This is a genomic window from Emcibacter nanhaiensis (genome assembly GCF_006385175.1).
In the GTDB taxonomy this organism is placed as follows: Bacteria; Pseudomonadota; Alphaproteobacteria; order Sphingomonadales; family Emcibacteraceae; genus Emcibacter; species Emcibacter nanhaiensis.
Window position 1 is genome coordinate 170,491 of sequence record NZ_VFIY01000005.1, and the last position, 19,158, is coordinate 189,648.

A 19,158-nucleotide genomic window follows, 5' to 3' on the forward strand; every position below is an offset into this window, starting at 1 on the left:
TTATGCTCCCTGTTCCTGATAGGCGGAAAGAGATGTCTGGCTGGAGGCCATTTCCTCCAGGGCCCGACGATACTCAACCGGCATGACTTTGACAAACTTGGGCAGATACTCGTCCAGATTGTCGAGGATCTCCCGGGCCCGCTTGCTGTTGGTGTAGCGGGCATGGTTTTCCAGCAATGTGACCAGGCGTTCCCGGTCGTTGCCGTTCATATTGTTGCGCAGCACGTCCACGCGGCCGTGGCCTTCCAGTTCACCATTCTGGTGTGCCAGCTTGGCCATATCGTCCTCGGCCGGGACCGGCTCCAGGTCGACCATGGCCATGTTGCAGCGGCGATCAAAATCACCGGCTTCATCCAGAACGTAAGCGATGCCGCCGCTCATGCCGGCGGCGAAGTTACGCCCGGTCGGGCCGATCACGACGACGCAGCCGCCGGTCATATATTCACAGCCGTGGTCGCCGACGCCCTCGACAACGGCGATGGCGCCGGAGTTGCGGACGGCGAAACGCTCGCCGGCGACGCCGCGGAAATAGCATTCCCCGGTGATGGCGCCGTAAAGCACGGTGTTACCGACGATGATGCTTTCCTCGGGCACGATCTTGCTGACTTCCGGCGGATAGACCACCAGGCGACCGCCACACAGGCCCTTGCCCACATAGTCATTGCCTTCACCTTCCAGCTCAAGGGTGATGCCCTTGGCGACAAAGGCGCCGAAGCTCTGGCCGGCGGTGCCGGAGAGTTTCACATGGATGCTGTCATCTTCCAGGCCCTTGAAGCCGTAGCGTTTGGCCAGTTCGCCGGACAGCATGGCGCCGCTCGAACGGTCGGTATTTTTGATCGCAGTTTCGATCTTGACCGGTTTGGCGTTTTCCAGCGCGTCTTTGGCCTGCTCGATCAGCTTCCGGTCCAGGATGTCGTAAATCTTGTGTTCCTGGCCCTTGGAATTGAAGATATCGTCGTTTCCTTCGGCTTCAACCTTGTGGAACAGGTTGCTGAAATCCAGCCCGTCGGCTTTCCAGTGACGGATCGCCTCGTTTTTGTCCAGCAGGTCGGAGCGGCCGATGATGTCGTTGAGGCTGCGTACGCCCATTTCGGCGAGCAGCTTGCGCACTTCCTCGGCCACGAAGAAGAAATAGTTGATCACATGTTCCGGCTGGCCGGTGAACTTGCGCCGCAGCACCGGATCCTGGGTGGCAATGCCCACCGGACAGGTGTTCAGGTGACATTTGCGCATCATGATACAGCCCGACGCGATCAGCGGGGCGGTGGCGAAACCGAATTCATCGGCGCCGAGCAGGGCGCCGACAATCACGTCACGGCCGGTTTTCAGGCCGCCGTCCACCTGGACCGCCACGCGGTCGCGCAGCCGGTTCAGCACCAGGGTCTGCTGGGTTTCGGCCAGGCCGATTTCCCACGGCGATCCCGCATGCTTGATGGAGGTCAGCGGGCTTGCGCCGGTGCCGCCGTCATAGCCGGAAATGGTGATATGGTCCGCCTTGGCCTTGGATACGCCGGCGGCCACGGTGCCGACCCCGATCTCGGACACCAGCTTGACGCTGATCCGGGCTTCCGGGTTGACGTTCTTCAGGTCGTAGATCAGCTGCGCCAGATCCTCGATGGAATAAATATCATGGTGCGGCGGCGGCGAAATCAGGCCGACGCCGGGAGTGGAGTGACGCACCTTGGCGATCACCGGGTCCACCTTGTGGCCGGGCAGCTGGCCGCCCTCGCCGGGCTTGGCGCCCTGGGCCATTTTGATCTGGATATCGTCCGCATTGACCAGATATTCGGTGGTGACGCCGAAGCGGCCTGAGGCCACCTGCTTGATGGCGCTACGACGCAAATCACCGTTGCGGTCCGGGGTAAAGCGATCCGGCTCCTCGCCGCCCTCACCGGTGTTGGACTTGCCGCCGATCCGGTTCATGGCGATGGCCAGGTTGGTGTGGGCTTCGCGGCTGATCGAGCCGAACGACATGGCGCCGGTGGCGAACCGTTTGACGATATCAGCGGCCGGTTCCACTTCCTCCAGCGGAATCGCCTTGCCGACAGTCTTGATCTTGAACAGGCCGCGCGGTGTCAGCAGGCGTTCGGACTGGTCGTTGATCTGTTTGGCAAAATTATCATAGTCGTCCTGCTGGTTGCCGCGCACCGCATGCTGCAGGGAGGTGATGGATTCAGAGGTCCACATATGGGCCTCACCGCGCAGGCGCACGGCATAGTCCCCGCCCACATCCAGCGCTTTGCGGTAAATCAGCGCATCGCCGAAAGCGTCCGCATGGCGCATGGCGGTCTCGCGGGAAACTTCCGGCAGGCCGACGCCTTCCACGGCGCCTTTGGTGTTGGTGAAATATTTTTCGATAAATTCGCTGTTCAGGCCGACGGCGTCAAAAATCTGCGCGCCGCAATAGGACTGATAGGTGGAAATGCCCATTTTGGACATGACCTTCAGGATTCCCTTGTTCACGGCCTTGATATAGCGGGCATGGGCAGTCGGCGTATCCATATCCTCCGGCAGCTCATCGGCCATGGAATCAATGGTTTCGAACACCAGGTAAGGGTTGATGGCTTCGGCGCCGTAGCCAGCCAGCACACAGAAATGATGCACTTCGCGGGCCTCGCCGGTTTCCACCACCAGGCCGACAGAAGTACGCAGACCCTTGCGGATCAGGTAGTGATGCACGGCAGAGGTGGCCAGCAGGGCCGGAATCGCAATCCGGTCCGGACCCACATTGCGGTCGGACAGGATAATAATATTGTCGCCCTCGATCACGGAGACTTCAGCCAGCAGGCTGATCCGTTCGATCGCGGCTTCCATGCCGGCGGCGCCGTCCTTGGCATCATAGGTGATGTCAATGGTGACGGTGCGGAAGTTATTGTCCGGGATATCGCCGATGGTGCGGATTTTTTCCAGGTCCTCGTTGAGCAGGATCGGCTGGCGCACTTCAAGGCGCTTGTTGGAGCCGGCCACATCCAGGTCCAGCAGGTTCGGCCGCGGCCCGATAAAGGACACCAGTGACATCACCGCTTCCTCGCGGATCGGGTCGATCGGCGGGTTGGTCACCTGGGCGAAGTTCTGCTTGAAATAGGTATACAGCGGCTTGGCTTTGTCAGAAAGGGCCGAAATCGGTGTATCCGTCCCCATGGAGCCGAGTGCTTCCTGGCCGCTGGTGATCATCGGCGGCAGCAGCAGTTTCATGTCTTCCTGGGAATAACCGAAGGCCTGCTGGCGGTCCAGCAGCGGCACGTCGGTGGTGTTCTGCGGCGCGGTTTCGGCGGGCAGGTCCTCGAGCTTGATCTGGGTCTTGGCCAGGGTCGCCTGATAATCATGGGCGCCGGAATAGTTGGCCTTGATTTCCTCGTCGGAAATGATGCGGCCTTCCTTGGTGTCGATCAGCAGCATCTTGCCGGGCTGCAGGCGCCATTTCTGGACGATTTTTTCTTCCGGTACCGGCAGGACGCCCATTTCGGACGCCAGGATCACCATGTCGTCATCGGTTACCAGGTAGCGGGCCGGACGCAGGCCGTTACGGTCAAGCGTGGCGCCGATCTGGAAACCGTCGGTGAAGGCCAGGGCGGCCGGGCCGTCCCACGGCTCCATCAGGGCGGCATTATATTCGTAGAAGGCGCGGCGCTGTTCATCCATCAGCGGGTTGCCGGCCCAGGCTTCGGGCACCATCATCATCATGGCATGGACGATGTCGTAGCCGCCGGCCACCATCAGCTCGAGCGCATTATCGAAACAGGCGGTGTCGGACAGGCCCTCCGGGATCAGCGGCCACAGTTTTTCCAGGTCGTCGCCGAGGATTTTGGATTCCATGCTGTAGCGGCGGGCCGCCATCCAGTTCACGTTGCCGCGCACGGTGTTGATCTCGCCGTTGTGGCAGATCATGCGGAACGGCTGGGCCAGGCTCCAGGTCGGGAACGTGTTGGTGGAGAAGCGCTGGTGTACCAGCGCCAGGGCGGATTTCATGTCCGGATCATTGAGGTCATTGTAATATTCGCCGACCTGGCCGGCCAGCAGCATGCCTTTATAAAGCACGGTGCGGCTGGAACAGCTGTTGGCGTAATAGAAGCTGGTATCGTCTTCCATCTCGACCACAGCATTGCTGAGCTGCTTGCGGATAATATAGAGCTTGAGTTCGAAATCCGCGTTGGTTTTGCATTTGTTGCCCATGCCGACAAATCCCTGGGCGATATAGGGCTCGGTTTTTTTCACGCCGTCGCTGAATTTGGAGTTGTCGGTCGGCACCTCGCGCCAGCCGAGGAACTTCTGGCCTTCCTGGGCGGTCAGCTCTTCGAACTTGGCCTTGATTTTATTGCGGACTTTTTCGTCATGGGGCAGAAAGACCATGAGCACGCCATATTCGCCCAGCTTCGGCAGGTCGATGCCAATTTTCTTGGTCTCTTTCTGCATGAATTCATCAGGCATCTGGATCAGGAGACCGGCCCCGTCCCCGGCCAGCGGGTCAGCGCCGACCGCGCCGCGGTGGTCCAGGTTCAGCAGAATCTGCAGGCCCTGTTTGATGATGTCGTGGCTCTTGTTGCCTTTGATGTTGGCAACGAAACCGATACCGCAGGCATCATGCTCGTTTTCGGGATTGTACAAACCCTGAGCTTTGGGCAGACCCTGTTTATTTAATGGCACCTGATGTGTCATTTTCTCTCCGTCTCCTCAACTAGTTCTATTACAGGCCGTGAAAACAGCCTTTTCGTCCCGATGGCTTTAAGGACGACAGGCTCCGTATTTTACGGCCCGTGGCGCGCCTGAATAGGTCTGGTGACATATTTTCGGCATGCCAAAGGCAGAAAGGCACTGCTTCACCTTCCGATGCAAGTGAAGTCACGCTTTCAGCACTGGTCGTTTAAGTGTCCGCAGAATGTGATTTTGTAATAAGTTTCTGCAGCAAACCCTGTATCCGGGCATATTCGTACCGACTGGGATTGAAAAAAGCAAGTTTTTACATGCACATGCCGCAGGGGCGAAGGAGGGAAAAGACGGACCTGAAGGGAAAAAATAAATATTATCAATTGATTAACCTCATTTGGGCGGCGGGAAAAAATTTCGCATATCTCGATTAAACAGGATAAAATTCTTTGAAAGCTATTTCCTTTGGCAGGTAATTTTGAATGTCGCCCGGGAAATCAGCGGGCTGGCCTTGGCTAAGCGATTGATATATCTAGGGATAAATCAACAGGCAAATATGGTGCGGGATCAACTGATTCCCGTGCAGAATTTTGAACAGGATAGAATGTAGCGCGTATGGCCCGGATTCCGGACATTATAAAAGAGACTGATCTGCCGGTTCGGGAGATTCTCGATGATGTCATCTCCTGCCTGAAGCGGGAGAACCGGCTGGTGGTCCAGGCGCCGCCCGGGGCCGGCAAGACGACTATCCTGCCGCTGGCACTGCTGGACAGCGGCCTCGCCGGCGACGGCCGGATCCTGATTCTGGAACCGCGCAGGCTCGCCACCCGGGCGGCGGCACACCGGATGGCCGACCTGCTGGGCGAGGAAATCGGCCGTACCGTCGGCTACCGGGTCAGGCTGGAAAGCCGGATCAGCCGGGAGAGCCGCATCGAGGTGGTGACCGAAGGTATCCTGACCCGCTATTTGCAGGACGATCCCGCGCTCGAGGGAATTTCCATGATTCTGTTTGACGAATTCCATGAACGCTCGCTGGATGCGGACCTGGGTCTGGCCCTGGCGCTGGATTGCCAGGACGGGCTCCGGGAAGACCTGAAGATCATCGTCATGTCGGCGACGCTCGACGGCGACCGGGTCGCAACCCTGATGGACGGGGCGCCCATGGCCACCAGCGTCGGGCGCAGCTATCCGGTGGAGATGCGCTATCTGGAGCGGGACCCGCAGGAGCGGATCGAGCCGCTGATGGCGGCGAAAATCCGCGAAATTCTGGGGCAGGAGGACGGCAGCATCCTCGCCTTCCTGCCCGGCGCCGGGGAGATTCGGCGGCTGGCGGAGCTGCTGAGTGAAAGTCTCCGGGACGGGAATATCCTGGTTTGCCCGCTGTTCGGCATGATGAGCAATGAAGAACAGGACATCGCCATCCAGCCGGCGCCACCCGGCAAGCGCAAGATCGTGCTCGCCACCTCCATTGCCGAAACCAGCCTGACCATCGAAGGCATTCGCATTGTGGTGGACAGCGGGCTGATGCGCCTGTCCCGCTATGATGTGAATAGCGGCATGACCGGGCTGGAGACGCGGCGGGTGTCGCGCGCCGCTGCGGACCAGCGGGCGGGGCGGGCCGGCCGGCTGGAGCCCGGGATCTGTTACCGGATGTGGAGCGAGCCCGCACAGCGCAGCCTGGTGCCCTTTTCGCCGCCGGAGATCGCCCAGGCCGACCTGGCGCCGCTGCTGCTGCAACTGGCCTGCTGGGGGGTCATTGACCCGGCTTCCCTGCGCTGGCTCGATGCGCCGGAGCCCGCCCCACTGGCGGAGGCAAGCCAGCTGCTGGGCCAGCTCGGGGCGCTGGACGGCCAGGGCCACGCCACAGCGCACGGGCGGCGGATGGCGGCACTCGGCATGCATCCGCGATTGTCCCATATGGTGCTGACGGCGAAGGAAAAAGGTTTCGGGGCCACGGCGGTGTGGCTGGCGGCGCTGCTCGAGGAACGGGATATCCTGCGCGGCAGCGACGCAGACATCGGCCGCCGGCTGGAGATATTGGCCGAGGCGGCTGGTGGCAACAAATCCGTCCTGCGTGCCCGCGGCGTTGACCGCGGGGGGATGAACCGGATTTTGCGGCAGGCGAAAATCTGGCTGCGGGAGTTGGGCCTGGGCCGGGACGATCGGCCGGAGCGTAACGATGCCGGGCTGTGCCTGGCGCTTGCTTACCCGGACCGGGTGGCGGCCAACCGGCAGCGCACTGCCCCCGCACGGCAGCGCAAGGGCCAGTTTCTGCTGGCCGGCGGCCGGGGGGCGATATTGCCACCGGAAGATCCGCTGGCGGTAGAAGACTATCTGGCGGTGGCCAGTCTCGACCGGGGTGACCGGGACGCCCGCATCTTCCTCGCCGCGCCGCTCAGCCTGGCGGAGATTGAGGAATTGTTTGCAGAGGCGATCACGGAACAGGAAACGGTGGCCTGGGATGAAGGTTCGGGTACGGTCCAGGCCCGCCAGCAGCGGAAACTTTATCGCCTGACCCTGTCCGAAAAACCGCTGGCGGACGTTCGTCCCGAACTTGTGCAGCGGGCGCTGCTGGACTATGTGCGCCGGTCCGGCACCGATATCCTGCCCTGGGATAAAGAGAGCCGACATCTTCGTGACCGGGTCAATTTTATCCGCCGTCACCTGCCGGACGTTGACCTGCCGGACCTGAGCGGGGACGGGTTATTGGCGACACTGGAAGACTGGCTCGGTCCCTGGCTCAATGAAGCCCGGCGCCGGGATGACCTGAAAAAACTCAATATGGGGGCAATCCTCTCCGCTTATGTGGGCTGGCAGGGGAACCAGGAGGTGGATCGGCTGGCGCCGGAGAGAATTTCCGTCCCCGGCGGATCGAACATTGCGCCTGACTATAGCCAGGATCCGCCGGTGCTGGCGGTCAAACTGCAGGAAATGTTCGGTGTGACGGAAACACCCCGGGTGCTGGACGGGCGGGTGCCGCTGCTGGTCCATCTATTGTCCCCGGCCGGTCGGCCGCTGCAGGTCACCCAGGACCTGGCCGGATTCTGGAAAGGCGCCTACGACGCGGTGCGCAAGGATATGCGCGGGCGCTATCCGAAACACCCCTGGCCGGAGGATCCGCTTACGGCAGTTCCCACCCGGCGCACCAATCCCCGGAAATAGTGGTTAAATGACTCCGGAAAAATCGAGTCTTGTTGTATGATGGCAAGACAGGCCTGTTTCTTCCCTGTCCCCTGGAAAGGAATTTTGAACCGGCATTATTTTTTTCACCGGCAAAATTAACTATAAACAGCCATTTTTTTCAGAAAAATGACAGTCAAGAGAAAAGTTTGAAATACTAGTTATTGACAAGGGGCAGGGGTGTAAATACCATATCTTGTGTCGAGGGTGATGCGAAGGGGTAACGGAGCAGAAAGCTTTTATTCTATAAGGTCCTAGCAATTGTTAACTATAAAAGGGCCAGCCAAATCACAGCTTTTATGCCAACCATTTTCATGACGCAGGGCCTTCTCAGTCGGGCAATTTTCTGGCCTGGATTCTGGTTTCGAAATCGTTCGGGGGAACGATTTATAGGATGAAGTTGGGCGAATCGGATGACAGGTTTTAAGCACTCAAAGGTGGGATAGTGTCGGTTTCAGTTCTTACAGATGCAGTTCAGGTCAAGGACCATTCACGGGTTGAAATAGACCCGTCACGTGATGCGCTTTTAACGGATTTCGGCAAAGCAACGCTGACGGACCGTTATCTGATGCCGGGAGAGTCCTTTCAGGATCTTTTCGCGCGGGTGGCCAGTTATTACGGAGACAACCGGGAACATTCGCAGCGTCTTTATGATTATATCAGCCAGCTCTGGTTCATGCCGGCCACGCCGGTGCTCAGCAACGGCGGCACCAAACGCGGCCTGCCCATTTCCTGCTTCCTCAATGAAGCGGATGACAGCCTCAACGGCATCGTCGGCCTGTGGAACGAGAATGTCTGGCTGGCGGCCAAAGGCGGCGGCATCGGCAGCTACTGGGGCAACCTGCGCTCCATCGGCGAGTCCGTTTCCTCCAACGGCAAGACCTCCGGCATCATTCCCTTTATCCGGGTGATGGACAGCCAGACCCTGGCGATTTCCCAGGGGTCCCTGCGGCGCGGCAGTGCGGCGGTTTATCTGCCGATCAGCCATCCGGAAGTGGAAGAGTTTATCGAAATCCGCCGGCCGACCGGCGGTGACCCGAACCGCAAGGCGCTGAACCTGCATCACGGCATTGCCATTTCCGATGCCTTCATGCGCGCGGTGGAAAATGACGAGGAGTGGGCGCTGCTCAGCCCCCACGACCAGTCCGTCCAGCGCACCGTCGGTGCCCGTGACCTGTGGATCCGCATCCTGACGGCCCGCATTGAAACCGGCGAACCCTATATGCTGTTCATTGATCATGTAAACCGGGCCACGCCGGAACATCACAAGCTGGCCGGCCTCAATGTGAAAACCTCCAACCTGTGCTGCGAGATCACCCTGCCCACCGGTATTGATCATCTCGGCAACCAGCGCACCGCTGTCTGCTGCCTGTCTTCCCTGAATATGGAAAAGTTCGACGACTGGAAGGACGAGGAGCTGTTCATCGAAGACGTCATGCGCTTCCTGGACAATGTGTTGCAGGACTTTATCGACCGCGCACCGGACAGCATGGCCCGGGCCAAATATTCCGCCATGCGTGAACGCAGTGTCGGGCTTGGCATTATGGGCTTTCATTCTTTCCTGCAGGACCGGATGATTCCCTTTGAATCCGTCATGGCCCAGGTCTGGAACAAGAAGGTCTTCAAACATATTGATGAGCAGGCCAGGGCGGCATCCCGCAAACTGGCCGAAGAGCGCGGCGCCTGCCCCGATGCGGCCGACTATGGCATGATGGAAAGATTCTCCAACAAGTCTGCCATTGCGCCGACGGCGTCGATTTCCATCATCTGCGGCGGGGCGAGCCCGGGGATCGAGCCCATTGCGGCCAACAGCTTCACCCAGAAAACCCTGTCCGGGTCCTTCAATGTGCGCAGCCGCGCCCTGACCCGTCTGTTGGAGGCCAAGGGCAAGAATACCGACGAAATCTGGTCCAGCATTACCGTTAATGGCGGGTCCGTGCAGCATCTGGATTTCCTGAGCCAGGACGAGAAGGATGTGTTCAAGACCGCCTTCGAACTGGATCAGCGCTGGGTGGTGGAACATGCCGCCGACCGGGCACCGTTCATCGACCAGGCCCAGTCCGTCAATGTGTTCCTGCCGGCCGACGTGCACAAGCGCGACCTGCACCAGGTGCATTTCCAAGCTTGGAAAAAAGGCGTCAAAAGTCTTTATTACTGTCGTTCCCTGTCCATTCAGCGGGCGGAAAGCAGTGAAGCCTCCACCAAGGCTCAGATGGAAAAGGCCTTGGTGGCCCAGGCACAGGAAAGCACCAATTATGAGGAATGTCTTTCCTGCCAGTAAAATTCCGCCTGCCGGTTTCCCCGGCAGGCTACTAAGAAATTGTGATATCAAAATTTAATTTAAAGGGTTCCGGCCATGTCCCTGTTAAAGGAACGTATTGTCTATAAACCATTCCAGTATCCTTGGGCCTATGATGCCTGGCTGACCCAGCAGCGTATTCACTGGCTGCCGGAAGAAATTCCCATGGCGGACGATGTAAAGGACTGGAACCTGAAGCTGTCAGCGACCGAAAAACATCTGCTGACCCAGATTTTCCGCTTCTTCACCCAGGCCGATGTGGAAGTGAACAACTGCTACATGCGCCACTACACCCGGGTCTTCAAACCGACCGAGGTACAGATGATGCTGGCGGCCTTTTCCAATATGGAAACCATTCATGTGGCGGCCTACAGTCACCTGCTGGATACGCTGGGCATCCCGGAAGTAGAGTATGAAGCCTTCCTCCGCTATGAACAGATGAAGGACAAATACGACTATATGCAGGTCTGGGGCGTGGAAACCAAGGAAGATATCGCCAAGACCCTTGCGGTATTCGGCGGCTTTACCGAAGGGCTGCAGCTGTTTGCTTCCTTCGCCATCCTGATGAATTTCCCCCGCTTCAACAAGATGAAGGGCATGGGCCAGGTGGTGACCTGGTCAGTCAGGGATGAAAGCCTGCATACCAACAGCATCATCAAGCTGTTCCATACCTTTGTGAAGGAAAATCCGGAAATCTGGACCGAGGAACTGCAGAACGACCTGATCGAGGCCTGCAAGACTATTGTCGAGCATGAAGATGCTTTTATCGACTTGGCGTTTGAGCTCGGCGACGTGGAAGGCCTGACCGCCAAGGAAGTGAAAAATTATATCCGCTATATTGCCGACCGGCGCCTTAACCAGCTTGGCCTCAGTCCGATCTATTTCGTGGGCAACAACCCGCTGCCGTGGATGGATGAGATCCTCAACGGTATCGAGCACACCAACTTCTTCGAGAACCGGGCGACGGAATATTCCAAAGCCTCCACCAAAGGCTCCTGGGAAGAAGCCTTCGACTGATCGTACCGGCGCTGCCAGATATTCAACAGGCACCCTCCCGCCGGGGAGGGTGTTTTATTTCCAGCTGTCAAAAAGTTTCCGCGCCTCGTCGCGACCGTCAAAGGCCTGATCCGACTGCAGGGCTTCGGCCAGCATCTTGCGGGCTTCCGACCGGCGGCCAAGCTTATCAAGGGTGACTGCCAGGTGATATTTGGTCTCCGGGCTGCTGTAGCTGATCACCAGCGCCTTCCTGAGCAACGGCAACGCCTTTTCCGGGTTGCCGTTCCGGGTCTCGATCCAGGCCAGCGTATCCATGATGTTGACGCTTTCCGGGGCCAGCGCCAGCGCTTTCTGCGCATAGGCCAGGGCCTTGTCTGTGTTGCCCTGGTCATAATGCAGGTTGGCGGCATTGTTCAGCAGGGCCGGCATATTGGGATAGTGCTGCAAAAGTTCTTCATAATGGCTGAGTGCCTTTTGCGGCTGGCCATTGAGCTTGTAGGCAGTGCCAAGGGTCATGGCCGCCACCAGATCCTCGGGATATTTGGCGAGCCAGGTCTTCAGCCGGGCGATACCCTTGGACAGCTGGCCGCTGTCCTTGTAGGCGCGGAACAGGCCCAGCATCGCCAGCGGGCTGTCGCCGACCTTGAGGGCGGCATTATAGGATTTCTCGGCCGCAGCCGTATCCCCCACCGCCATATGCAGGTCCCCTTCCAGAATGTCGGCGGCCGGCGACCCCTCGGTCAGGCGGCGCAGCGGCTTTAGCAGTTCCAGGCCGTTCAGCCGGTCCTTGTCCTCAATCGCCATATGCACGAGGGCAATATAGGCCTCCTTGAGTTCGGGGTCCCAGGCGATGGCTTTTTTCAGGGACGTCTCCGCCCCCTGGCGATCGCGGACGGCCAGCTCGGCCCGGGCCAGGGTCATCAGGGCCGCGCCCCGGTTGATGGAATATTCCACTGCCAGTTCATAGGCGTCGATGGCCTTGTTGGGGTTGTTGGCTTTCATCTGCAGATCGCCGATCATGGTATAGACATCTTTGTCTTCCGGGAACCGGTTGGTGAATTCATCGGCAGTCTTGATCGCCTCGTCGAGTTCACCGAGTTGCTCCAGCATGCCGACCACCTTGCTGAGCGTGATGGCATTGTTGCTGTCCATGCTGTAGGCCTTCCGGTACCACAAAAGGGCCTGCTCATTCTGTCCGGTATTCTTGTAAATATCGCCCAGTTCCACCATCAGGTTATAGGCATCCGGCAGTTCCTCCATTTTTTTCTTGATCCGGGCGATCGCCTGATCGGTCTTGCCGTCCACCACATCCATCCGGGCGAGGCGGATCTGGGCGTTCAGGTTGTTGGGGTCGAGCTCGATGGCTTTTTCAAGATAGGTGCGGGCTTCTTCCCTTTTGCCCGCAAAACCGAGGGCCGTGGCATAGAGCTCGTTAATGAAGGAGTTATCCGGCGCCTTGTCCTTGAGGCCGCGGACAATTTCGATGGCTTTCTCATGCTCCCCTGCCCGCTGGTAGGCCTGGGCCAGCAGCAGTTTCACCGTGGTCGAATCCAGATTATGCTGTTCGGCCTGGATCAGGCTTTGGATCGCTTCCTGCATGGACCCGGCGGCCATTTTGCCCCGGGCCAGGTTGGTATGGCTCTGGGCGGAGTCGGGCATCAGCCGGACCACCTTCTCGAAATAGCGGTTTGCCTTGGTGGTATTGCCCATCTCGAGATAGGAAATACCGAGCAGGGTCAGAATGGTCGGGTTGTTGGGCTGGGTCCGGTCGGCATTGGTAAGGACGATACTGGCGGCCGTCGGATCTTCCGCCTGCAACTCAAGGGCGCCCAGCACCCGCATGGCGCTGACGTCATCCCGTTCCATTTTCAGGTAATCCTGCAGGAACTGGCGGGCTTCATCCAGGTTGCCGAACTGGAAGTTGGTCAGCCCGGCCAGATAATAATAGCTGGGGTTGGCTTTCATGACCTCGTCCGGCACGGCGCGCAGGGTATTGATCACCTCGCTCATGGTGGCGCGGGATTCTTCTTCCTTACCGCGGGCGGCGCGGATCACGGCCTTCAGGTATTTGGCCCGGGGTTCCTGGGGGATAAGGTCCAGGATATAGTCCACGTCTTCCTCGGCCTGGTCCAGTTGCCGCTGGTCGATATAGAGGGCGGCCCGGGTCAGGCGGGCGGCAAGATGGCTGTCGTCAATGGCCAGGGCCTCGTTGACGGCGTCTAGGGCTTCCTTGTTGTAGCCCCTGATCTTGTAGATCTTTGATTTCATGATCCAGGCATTCGGATCCGGGGTCAGGCTTTCCAGCGCGCTGTCGATATATTCCATGGCCTTGCCATATTGCTTGCGCGCGGAGGCGACCTTGGCCCGGCCCAGCTTGGCGATATGATAGTCGGGGGTCATTTCCAGGGCCATGGCGTAACTTCTGTCCGCATTGGCCAGTTTGCGCTGTCCGAAATAGGCTTCCCCTCGCAGGAAAGCGATTTCCGTTTCGATCCGTCGGTCCCGGTTGCCGTTGCGGATGGTTTCCAGCAGCCGGTCATATTTGCTTTGCAGGACATAGGCGCGGCCGAACAGCACGGACAGCCGGTCCATGTCGGCGCCATGTTCGCGGGCGAACTCCAGCTCGATTTCGGCGCCGGCGCCATCCCCGGCGGCAATCAGGGTTTCGGCCAGAAGAATACGCGAGGGGATATGTTTGGGGTCGGCCTTGAGGGCATTCTTCAGATGAATGAAGGTTTCTTCATATTTTTCCTCATGGAAACTGGTCAGGGCTTTCTCATAGGCGGAGCTGGCCTCCGAGCCGGCGGCGATAGTGACAGCGGGCGCGCCTATGGTCATCGCCATGGTGATGAAGGCGGCAATCGTTACTGTCCGGAGTTTCATGAAGTCTAAAGCCATTCCTGGTCCCCATACCCTATGCAACTAGGTTGTTCTTAATAATTTGGTCATGAATATCATCTATTTAGAGATAATATAAAAGACAATAGAATGACAATGGTTACAAAAGCTCTAAACCCGGTAAATTAATTCAAAAGCGGTTTCGAACGGCAACGGACGATATATACCAGAGGTGGAGTAACTATGGTTGTACCGAAATGGGACAGTTGCAACTGATTTGTCGGAATATTTTACAGAATCTTGAATCAATCTCGCAGGCAGTTTTTGTAAGTCATTGAAATTACTATATATCATTTTGTGGCACGGAAATTGCTTTTGGTTGTTCAGAGATTGTAATTCTGGTTGATTTCTATATAAGAAAGTCAACATATAGTATAGCTCAGCAGAGATTATAGATTTAAGCGTTTACGCACAGAGGTGGGTCATGAAAATCTTAAAAACTTTTGGAATTGCGGCAGGTCTGTCCATGGCAGCCATGTCCACAGCCCAGGCGGTTGACTACGATATTGCCGACAATCTGGGGAATCATCAGTACAGCTATATTGGTGCCGGCAGCAACCAGGACCATATCGGTGGCGGTGATTATGACGTGTACGGCATGACGGTAGACCGTGCCGATAACGGCATGATGACCGTGCGGATCTATACCGAATTTGTCGACCATGTGGGCCAATATGATTTCGGCGATCTGTTCATGAGCGTGCAGAGCGGCGGGGATTCCGCGGCCTGGAAGCCTTATGGTTCTGCGCCTTATTATCAGGACGAATTCAATAACAACGGTGAAGACACCACTTGGGAATATGCCTATAACATCAATAACGGCTCCAACGATCCGCAGTTTGGCCAGTTGGTAAGCATCAACAGCCCGATGGATTCAGACTCCTACCAGTTTGGGACTGTTCGTTACACCGGTGGTAGTGCCAACGAGCATGTCTATGCGCTGGATGAATCAGCTCACCGGGAATGCGCACCGGGCCAGGGCTGCCAGTGGGTTAAAGACCATTACACAACTATTGGCGGATTCGGTACGGTGGACAAGAACACTTCCCAGGATTATCTGGAGTTTGCCTTTGATGTGTCCGGAACTTCCCTGGCGACAGCCAGCCAGATTGCGTTCCACTGGACCATGAGCTGCGCCAACGACATTATCGAAGGCATGGTTGAGTTCCGCCCGCCGCAGGTTTCCGAACCAGCCATTTTCGGCCTGCTGCTTGCCGGACTGGGCGGTATTGCCTACCGCCGCCGCAAGGCCCGCGCCTGATCCTTCGGGCGAAAAGAAATTAACGGAAGCGGCCCCCTGTCCGGGGGCCGTTTTATTTTGCCTTTTTGAAATCCAGCGAGGCGGAATTGATGCAATAGCGCAGGCCGGTGGGGGCCGGGCCGTCGGGGAAGACGTGGCCGAGATGGGCGTCACATTTGGCGCACAGCACTTCGTCCCGCACCATGCTGTGGCTCAAATCCTGATGAACGGTAATGTTGGCAGGATCAATGGGCTCGTAATAGCTGGGCCAGCCGCTGCCGGAATCATATTTGCTTGCCGAACTGAACAGCGGCGTGCCGCAGCAGATACAATGGTAGGTGCCGGCTTCCTTGTGATCCCAGTATTTATTGGCGAACGCCCGTTCCGTGGCGCCCTTGCGGGTGACTTCATACTGCAGCGGGTCCAGCTGGTCGCGCCAGGCGTCGTCGTCTTTTTCTATCTTGTCGCTCATCATTCATCCTCCAGATCGACAATCTTGCCGGGATTGAGAATATTTTTCGGGTCGAACGCCCGCTTGATGGCCTGCATATAGTCAAGCGCCGGGCCGTGTTCCAGAGGCATGAATTTCTTTTTGCCGATTCCCACCCCATGCTCGCCGGTGCTGGTGCCCTCCAGACGCAGGGCCCGCTCAACCAGGCGGTCGTTGAAGCTTTCAATCATCTTCACATCCTCGGGATCCTGTTTGTCAAATACCAGCGTCAGGTGGAAATTGCCGTCCCCCACATGACCGACCAGCGGGGCGATAATCCCTGTCTCTTCAATATCCCGGTAGGTGTCCAGCACACATTCGGTCAGCCGTGAAATAGGAACGCAGACGTCGGTCGCCCAGAAGTCCTTGCCCGGATACCTGGCCTGCACGGCATAAAAAGCGTCATGCCGGGCTTTCCACAATTTGTTGCGGTCTTCGGTCCGGGTCGCCCACCGGAAATTGCTGCTGCCATGGCCGGCGGCAATATCGCCGAACAGTTCGGCCTGTTCCTGCACCGACTGTGTGCTGCCGTGGAATTCAAGGAACAGGGTTGGTTTCGCCGCATAGTCCAGTTTTGCATAGTCGTTGATCAGCTCCATCTGCAGCGGATCGACCAGTTCGATCCGGGCGACGGGGATGCCCACCTGTATGGTTTCCACCACCGTTTTGACCGCGCTTTCCAGGTTGTCAAAATGGCAGACGGCGGCGGACATGGCCTCGGGAATGCCATAGAGCCTGAGCGTGATCTCGGTGATGATGCCGAGCGTGCCTTCCGCCCCGGTCAGCAGGGCATTGAGGTCATAGCCGGCGGCCGATTTCTTGGCCCGGCTGGAGGTACGGATGATCTGCCCGTCGGCCATCACCGCCGTCAGGGCCCGCACATTGTCACGCATGGTGCCGTAGCGCACCGCGTTGGTGCCCGACGCCCGGGTTGACGTCATGCCGCCAAGGGAGGCGTTGGCGCCCGGGTCGATGGGAAAAAACAGGCCCTGGTCCCTGAGCGCGTGGTTCAGCTCTTCGCGGGTGACCCCGGCCTCTACCGTAGCGTCCAGGTCTTCCGCATGGATGCTGACAATCCTGTTCATGCCGCTGAGGTCGATGCACAGCCCGCCTTCCAGGGCCAGGAAATGACCCTCCAGCGAGGTGCCGGTACCGAAGGCGATGACCGGCACGTCGGCCTCATGACAGAGTTTGACAAGACGACTCACTTCTTCTGTGGTGTTCACGAAGGCCACGGCTTCCGGCAGGGCCGGCGCCAGGTGGGTCAGGCTGGTGCCGTGATGTTCCCGGACCGCCTGGGCGACGGACAGGCGGTCGCCGAGAATATCTCTCAGTGACGGCAGTATTTTCTGGATATTTCCCTGTCGTGACATGTTCCTTCTTGCTCCCTTAACGCTTCCTGACTAGTCTCACATGATTGGCGCCAGAACTCAAACATTGATGCATCCGTCATCTCGGACAAGGGGAGAATGATATGGCCCATCGGATAATCCAGATTCATGTCAGGGAAGGGGCGGGCGACCTGTTCCGGAAAACCCACAAGATTGCCCGGGTGGTTGACAGCTGGCCGGTGGGTGATGACGGCTCTTGCCTTGCCCTTCTGGTCAGGACCCAGGATGTACAGGCGGTAACGGACCGTCTGCAGGATATTTTCCCCAAGAGCCATATCAACAGGATTATCATTCAGCCGGTCGAGGCCATCCTGCCGCAGCCCAAGGATACAGGTCCGGTGGAGTTGCCGTCGGAGGACAAGGACCAGAAGGCGAAGGAAAACGGCAAAGCCAAAAAGGCGCCAAAACCATTTGCCGGCGTCAGCCGGGACGAGCTTTATGCAGATATTTCCCGCGGCGCCGAGCTCAGCAACAGCTTTATGCTGCTGGTGGTTTTTTCCACCATTGTCGCCGGCATCGGCCTGATCGAGAATAACGTGGCGGTGGTGATCGGCGCCATGGTGATCGCCCCCCTGCTCGGCCCCAATCTGGCGCTGGCCCTGTCCACGGCGCTGGGCGACCTTGACCTGATGGGCCGTTCCATCCGCACCATGGTGACAGGATTTGCCATTGCCCTCGCGCTCAGTATCTGCCTCGGCTATTTCTGGACCGGTCCGCTCGACAGCCAGGAGCTGCTCAGCCGCACCGAAGTGGGCTTTGACAGCATCGCCCTGGCGCTGGTGTCCGGGGCGGCGGCGGTGTTGTCGCTGGCGAGCGGCATTTCCAGCGTCCTGGTGGGCGTCATGGTCGCGGTGGCGTTGCTGCCGCCGGGGGCGACCATGGGGATTATGATCGGATCGGGGAATATGGAGGCGGCCCAGGGCGCGGCGCTGCTGCTGGCCGTCAACATTGTCTGCGTCAATCTCGCCGCCAAGCTGGTGTTCTTCTTCAAGGGCGTGGGCCCGCGCGAATGGTACGAGAAGCAGAAGGCCAAACAGGCCATGATTTTTTATCTGTTTTTCTGGCTCATCAGCCTGGTTGTTCTGGGATTCGTTATTCTGGAACGGGCGCGTGTCGCTTTCTAGAGATCTGACAAGAGGTGGGACCAGTTGTCGGGGACGATGAAGCCCCGGTGAACTTCCCGCCACCCGCCGTTTTGATTGCGCAGCGCCGCCAGCAGAACCGGCCGGTCGCCATGGGCAAGCCTGTCCGACACCCGGGCCGTCATCTCCTCCGGCGAGTGGATGTTTTCCTGTTGCAGTGAGGTGCGCACGTCGAGCCAGAATGGTTTACTCAGTTCCAGCCAGAAAGCCTCCTGTCGCAGGATATCCTCCATGTTCTTTTCGCCGGTCCACCAGCCTTTCAGGTGGGCGGGGTTGACGTCATCTGGTGTAATAAATTCACCATGGACCCAGTTCTCCAGGGGATGAAACAGGCAGCCCCGGGTGAAGGCATGGACGTCGGGAGTTTCATAGCCCAGGGCCTGCAGGGTTTTTCGGCCTGCTTGCGTTCCTGACAACTGTAGTTGCCGGTCCATCATCTTGGCCAGTTTCAGGTCCAGCCGGTCCCGGCGTCCGGGCCCGATCCAGTCCTGTGCCCGTTGGCAGGAACCGGTGCCGAGGTAGAATTTGACCGTTGTTTCCACATGGTGCGCCTGGCCGTCCCGGTAAAACAGGAAATCGAATTCTCCTTTGGTGATGCCTTCGTCCGTCACTTGGATGTTTCGGCGCACACCGCTGATTTTTTCATCCCGGGCCAGGACTGCGGCGAACAGATTTTCAAAATAGGGGCCGAGCGCCCGGGAGGGGGCCAGATCAGGGGGAAGGTCGGTGTCCGCAAGCGGCCGGCGGTCTTCCAGCCACTCCGGCAAGGGACGGGAGATCAGGCTCGGCATGTCAAGAAGCCATTGAAAATCATAGAGATATCTGTGCATGGGAATATGTGGTTAAGATTAATGACTCCGCATTTGCCGGTTTTAAGT

10 protein-coding genes are annotated in these 19,158 nt (G+C 58.4%); 5 read left to right on the top strand and 5 right to left on the bottom strand.

Annotated elements, in window-relative coordinates:
* A complete protein-coding gene (gene gltB / locus FIV46_RS04760; RefSeq protein ID WP_139938930.1) occupies positions 1 to 4,656 on the bottom strand; it encodes a glutamate synthase large subunit in 4,656 nt (1,551 codons plus the stop codon).
* Between the two features lie 603 nt (positions 4,657 to 5,259).
* Here gltB and hrpB point away from each other — a divergent pair.
* The 3 genes from hrpB (at position 5,260) to FIV46_RS04775 (ending at position 11,140) form a co-directional block, all read left to right on the top strand.
* Complete coding sequence (gene hrpB / locus FIV46_RS04765; RefSeq protein WP_139938932.1) at positions 5,260 to 7,806, top strand: ATP-dependent helicase HrpB; 2,547 nt, start codon at positions 5,260 to 5,262, stop codon at positions 7,804 to 7,806.
* 463 nt (positions 7,807 to 8,269) lie between these two features.
* Positions 8,270 to 10,105 (top strand): ribonucleoside-diphosphate reductase subunit alpha, encoded by a 1,836-nt coding sequence (locus tag FIV46_RS04770; RefSeq protein ID WP_219845885.1) that lies wholly within the window; start codon positions 8,270 to 8,272, stop codon positions 10,103 to 10,105.
* Positions 10,106 to 10,180: 75 nt separating this feature from the next.
* Positions 10,181 to 11,140 carry a ribonucleotide-diphosphate reductase subunit beta gene (locus FIV46_RS04775; RefSeq protein WP_139938936.1) on the top strand — a complete coding sequence of 320 codons (960 nt, stop codon included), beginning with the start codon at positions 10,181 to 10,183 and terminating at the stop codon, positions 11,138 to 11,140.
* A gap of 54 nt (positions 11,141 to 11,194) precedes the next feature.
* On the opposite strand, the gene prsT is transcribed toward FIV46_RS04775, so the two are convergent.
* Positions 11,195 to 14,002 carry an XrtA/PEP-CTERM system TPR-repeat protein PrsT gene (prsT, locus tag FIV46_RS04780; protein WP_181163055.1) on the bottom strand — a complete coding sequence of 936 codons (2,808 nt, stop codon included), beginning with the start codon at positions 14,000 to 14,002 and terminating at the stop codon, positions 11,195 to 11,197.
* Positions 14,003 to 14,441: 439 nt separating this feature from the next.
* On the opposite strand from prsT, the gene FIV46_RS04785 reads away from it, so the two are divergent.
* The gene (locus FIV46_RS04785) at positions 14,442 to 15,278 is read left to right on the top strand and encodes a PEP-CTERM sorting domain-containing protein (RefSeq protein ID WP_139938940.1); all 837 of its coding nucleotides are present in this window, start codon (positions 14,442 to 14,444) and stop codon (positions 15,276 to 15,278) included.
* Positions 15,279 to 15,330: 52 nt separating this feature from the next.
* Here FIV46_RS04785 and msrB read toward each other — a convergent pair whose 3' ends face one another.
* On the bottom strand, positions 15,331 to 15,729 hold the full coding sequence (gene msrB, locus FIV46_RS04790; RefSeq protein ID WP_139938942.1) for a peptide-methionine (R)-S-oxide reductase MsrB: 399 nt from the start codon (positions 15,727 to 15,729) through the stop codon (positions 15,331 to 15,333).
* Positions 15,729 to 17,120 (bottom strand): FAD-binding oxidoreductase, encoded by a 1,392-nt coding sequence (locus tag FIV46_RS04795; protein WP_139938944.1) that lies wholly within the window; start codon positions 17,118 to 17,120, stop codon positions 15,729 to 15,731. The genes msrB and FIV46_RS04795 overlap by 1 nt, the downstream gene beginning before the upstream one ends.
* 101 nt (positions 17,121 to 17,221) lie before the next feature.
* On the opposite strand from FIV46_RS04795, the gene FIV46_RS04800 reads away from it, so the two are divergent.
* Entirely contained in the window at positions 17,222 to 18,262 is a 1,041-nt protein-coding gene (locus tag FIV46_RS04800; RefSeq protein ID WP_139938946.1) for a TIGR00341 family protein, read from the top strand.
* On the opposite strand, the gene FIV46_RS04805 is transcribed toward FIV46_RS04800, so the two are convergent.
* On the bottom strand, positions 18,259 to 19,110 hold the full coding sequence (locus tag FIV46_RS04805; RefSeq protein ID WP_139938948.1) for a DUF1853 family protein: 852 nt from the start codon (positions 19,108 to 19,110) through the stop codon (positions 18,259 to 18,261). The genes FIV46_RS04800 and FIV46_RS04805 overlap by 4 nt on opposite strands.
* Between the last annotated feature and the right edge of the window lie 48 nt (positions 19,111 to 19,158).

Bases quoted from the DNA above. Each gene is read 5' to 3' on its own strand.
- gltB (WP_139938930.1), bottom strand. From the start codon at position 4,656: ATGACACATCAGGTGCCATTAAATAAACAGGGTCTGCCCAAAGCTCAG.
- hrpB (WP_139938932.1), top strand. From the start codon at position 5,260: ATGGCCCGGATTCCGGACATTATAAAAGAGACTGATCTGCCGGTTCGG.
- FIV46_RS04775 (WP_139938936.1), top strand. From the start codon at position 10,181: ATGTCCCTGTTAAAGGAACGTATTGTCTATAAACCATTCCAGTATCCT.
- prsT (WP_181163055.1), bottom strand. From the start codon at position 14,002: ATGAAACTCCGGACAGTAACGATTGCCGCCTTCATCACCATGGCGATG.
- FIV46_RS04785 (WP_139938940.1), top strand. From the start codon at position 14,442: ATGAAAATCTTAAAAACTTTTGGAATTGCGGCAGGTCTGTCCATGGCA.
- msrB (WP_139938942.1), bottom strand. From the start codon at position 15,729: ATGAGCGACAAGATAGAAAAAGACGACGACGCCTGGCGCGACCAGCTG.
- FIV46_RS04795 (WP_139938944.1), bottom strand. From the start codon at position 17,120: ATGTCACGACAGGGAAATATCCAGAAAATACTGCCGTCACTGAGAGAT.
- FIV46_RS04800 (WP_139938946.1), top strand. From the start codon at position 17,222: ATGGCCCATCGGATAATCCAGATTCATGTCAGGGAAGGGGCGGGCGAC.
- FIV46_RS04805 (WP_139938948.1), bottom strand. From the start codon at position 19,110: ATGCACAGATATCTCTATGATTTTCAATGGCTTCTTGACATGCCGAGC.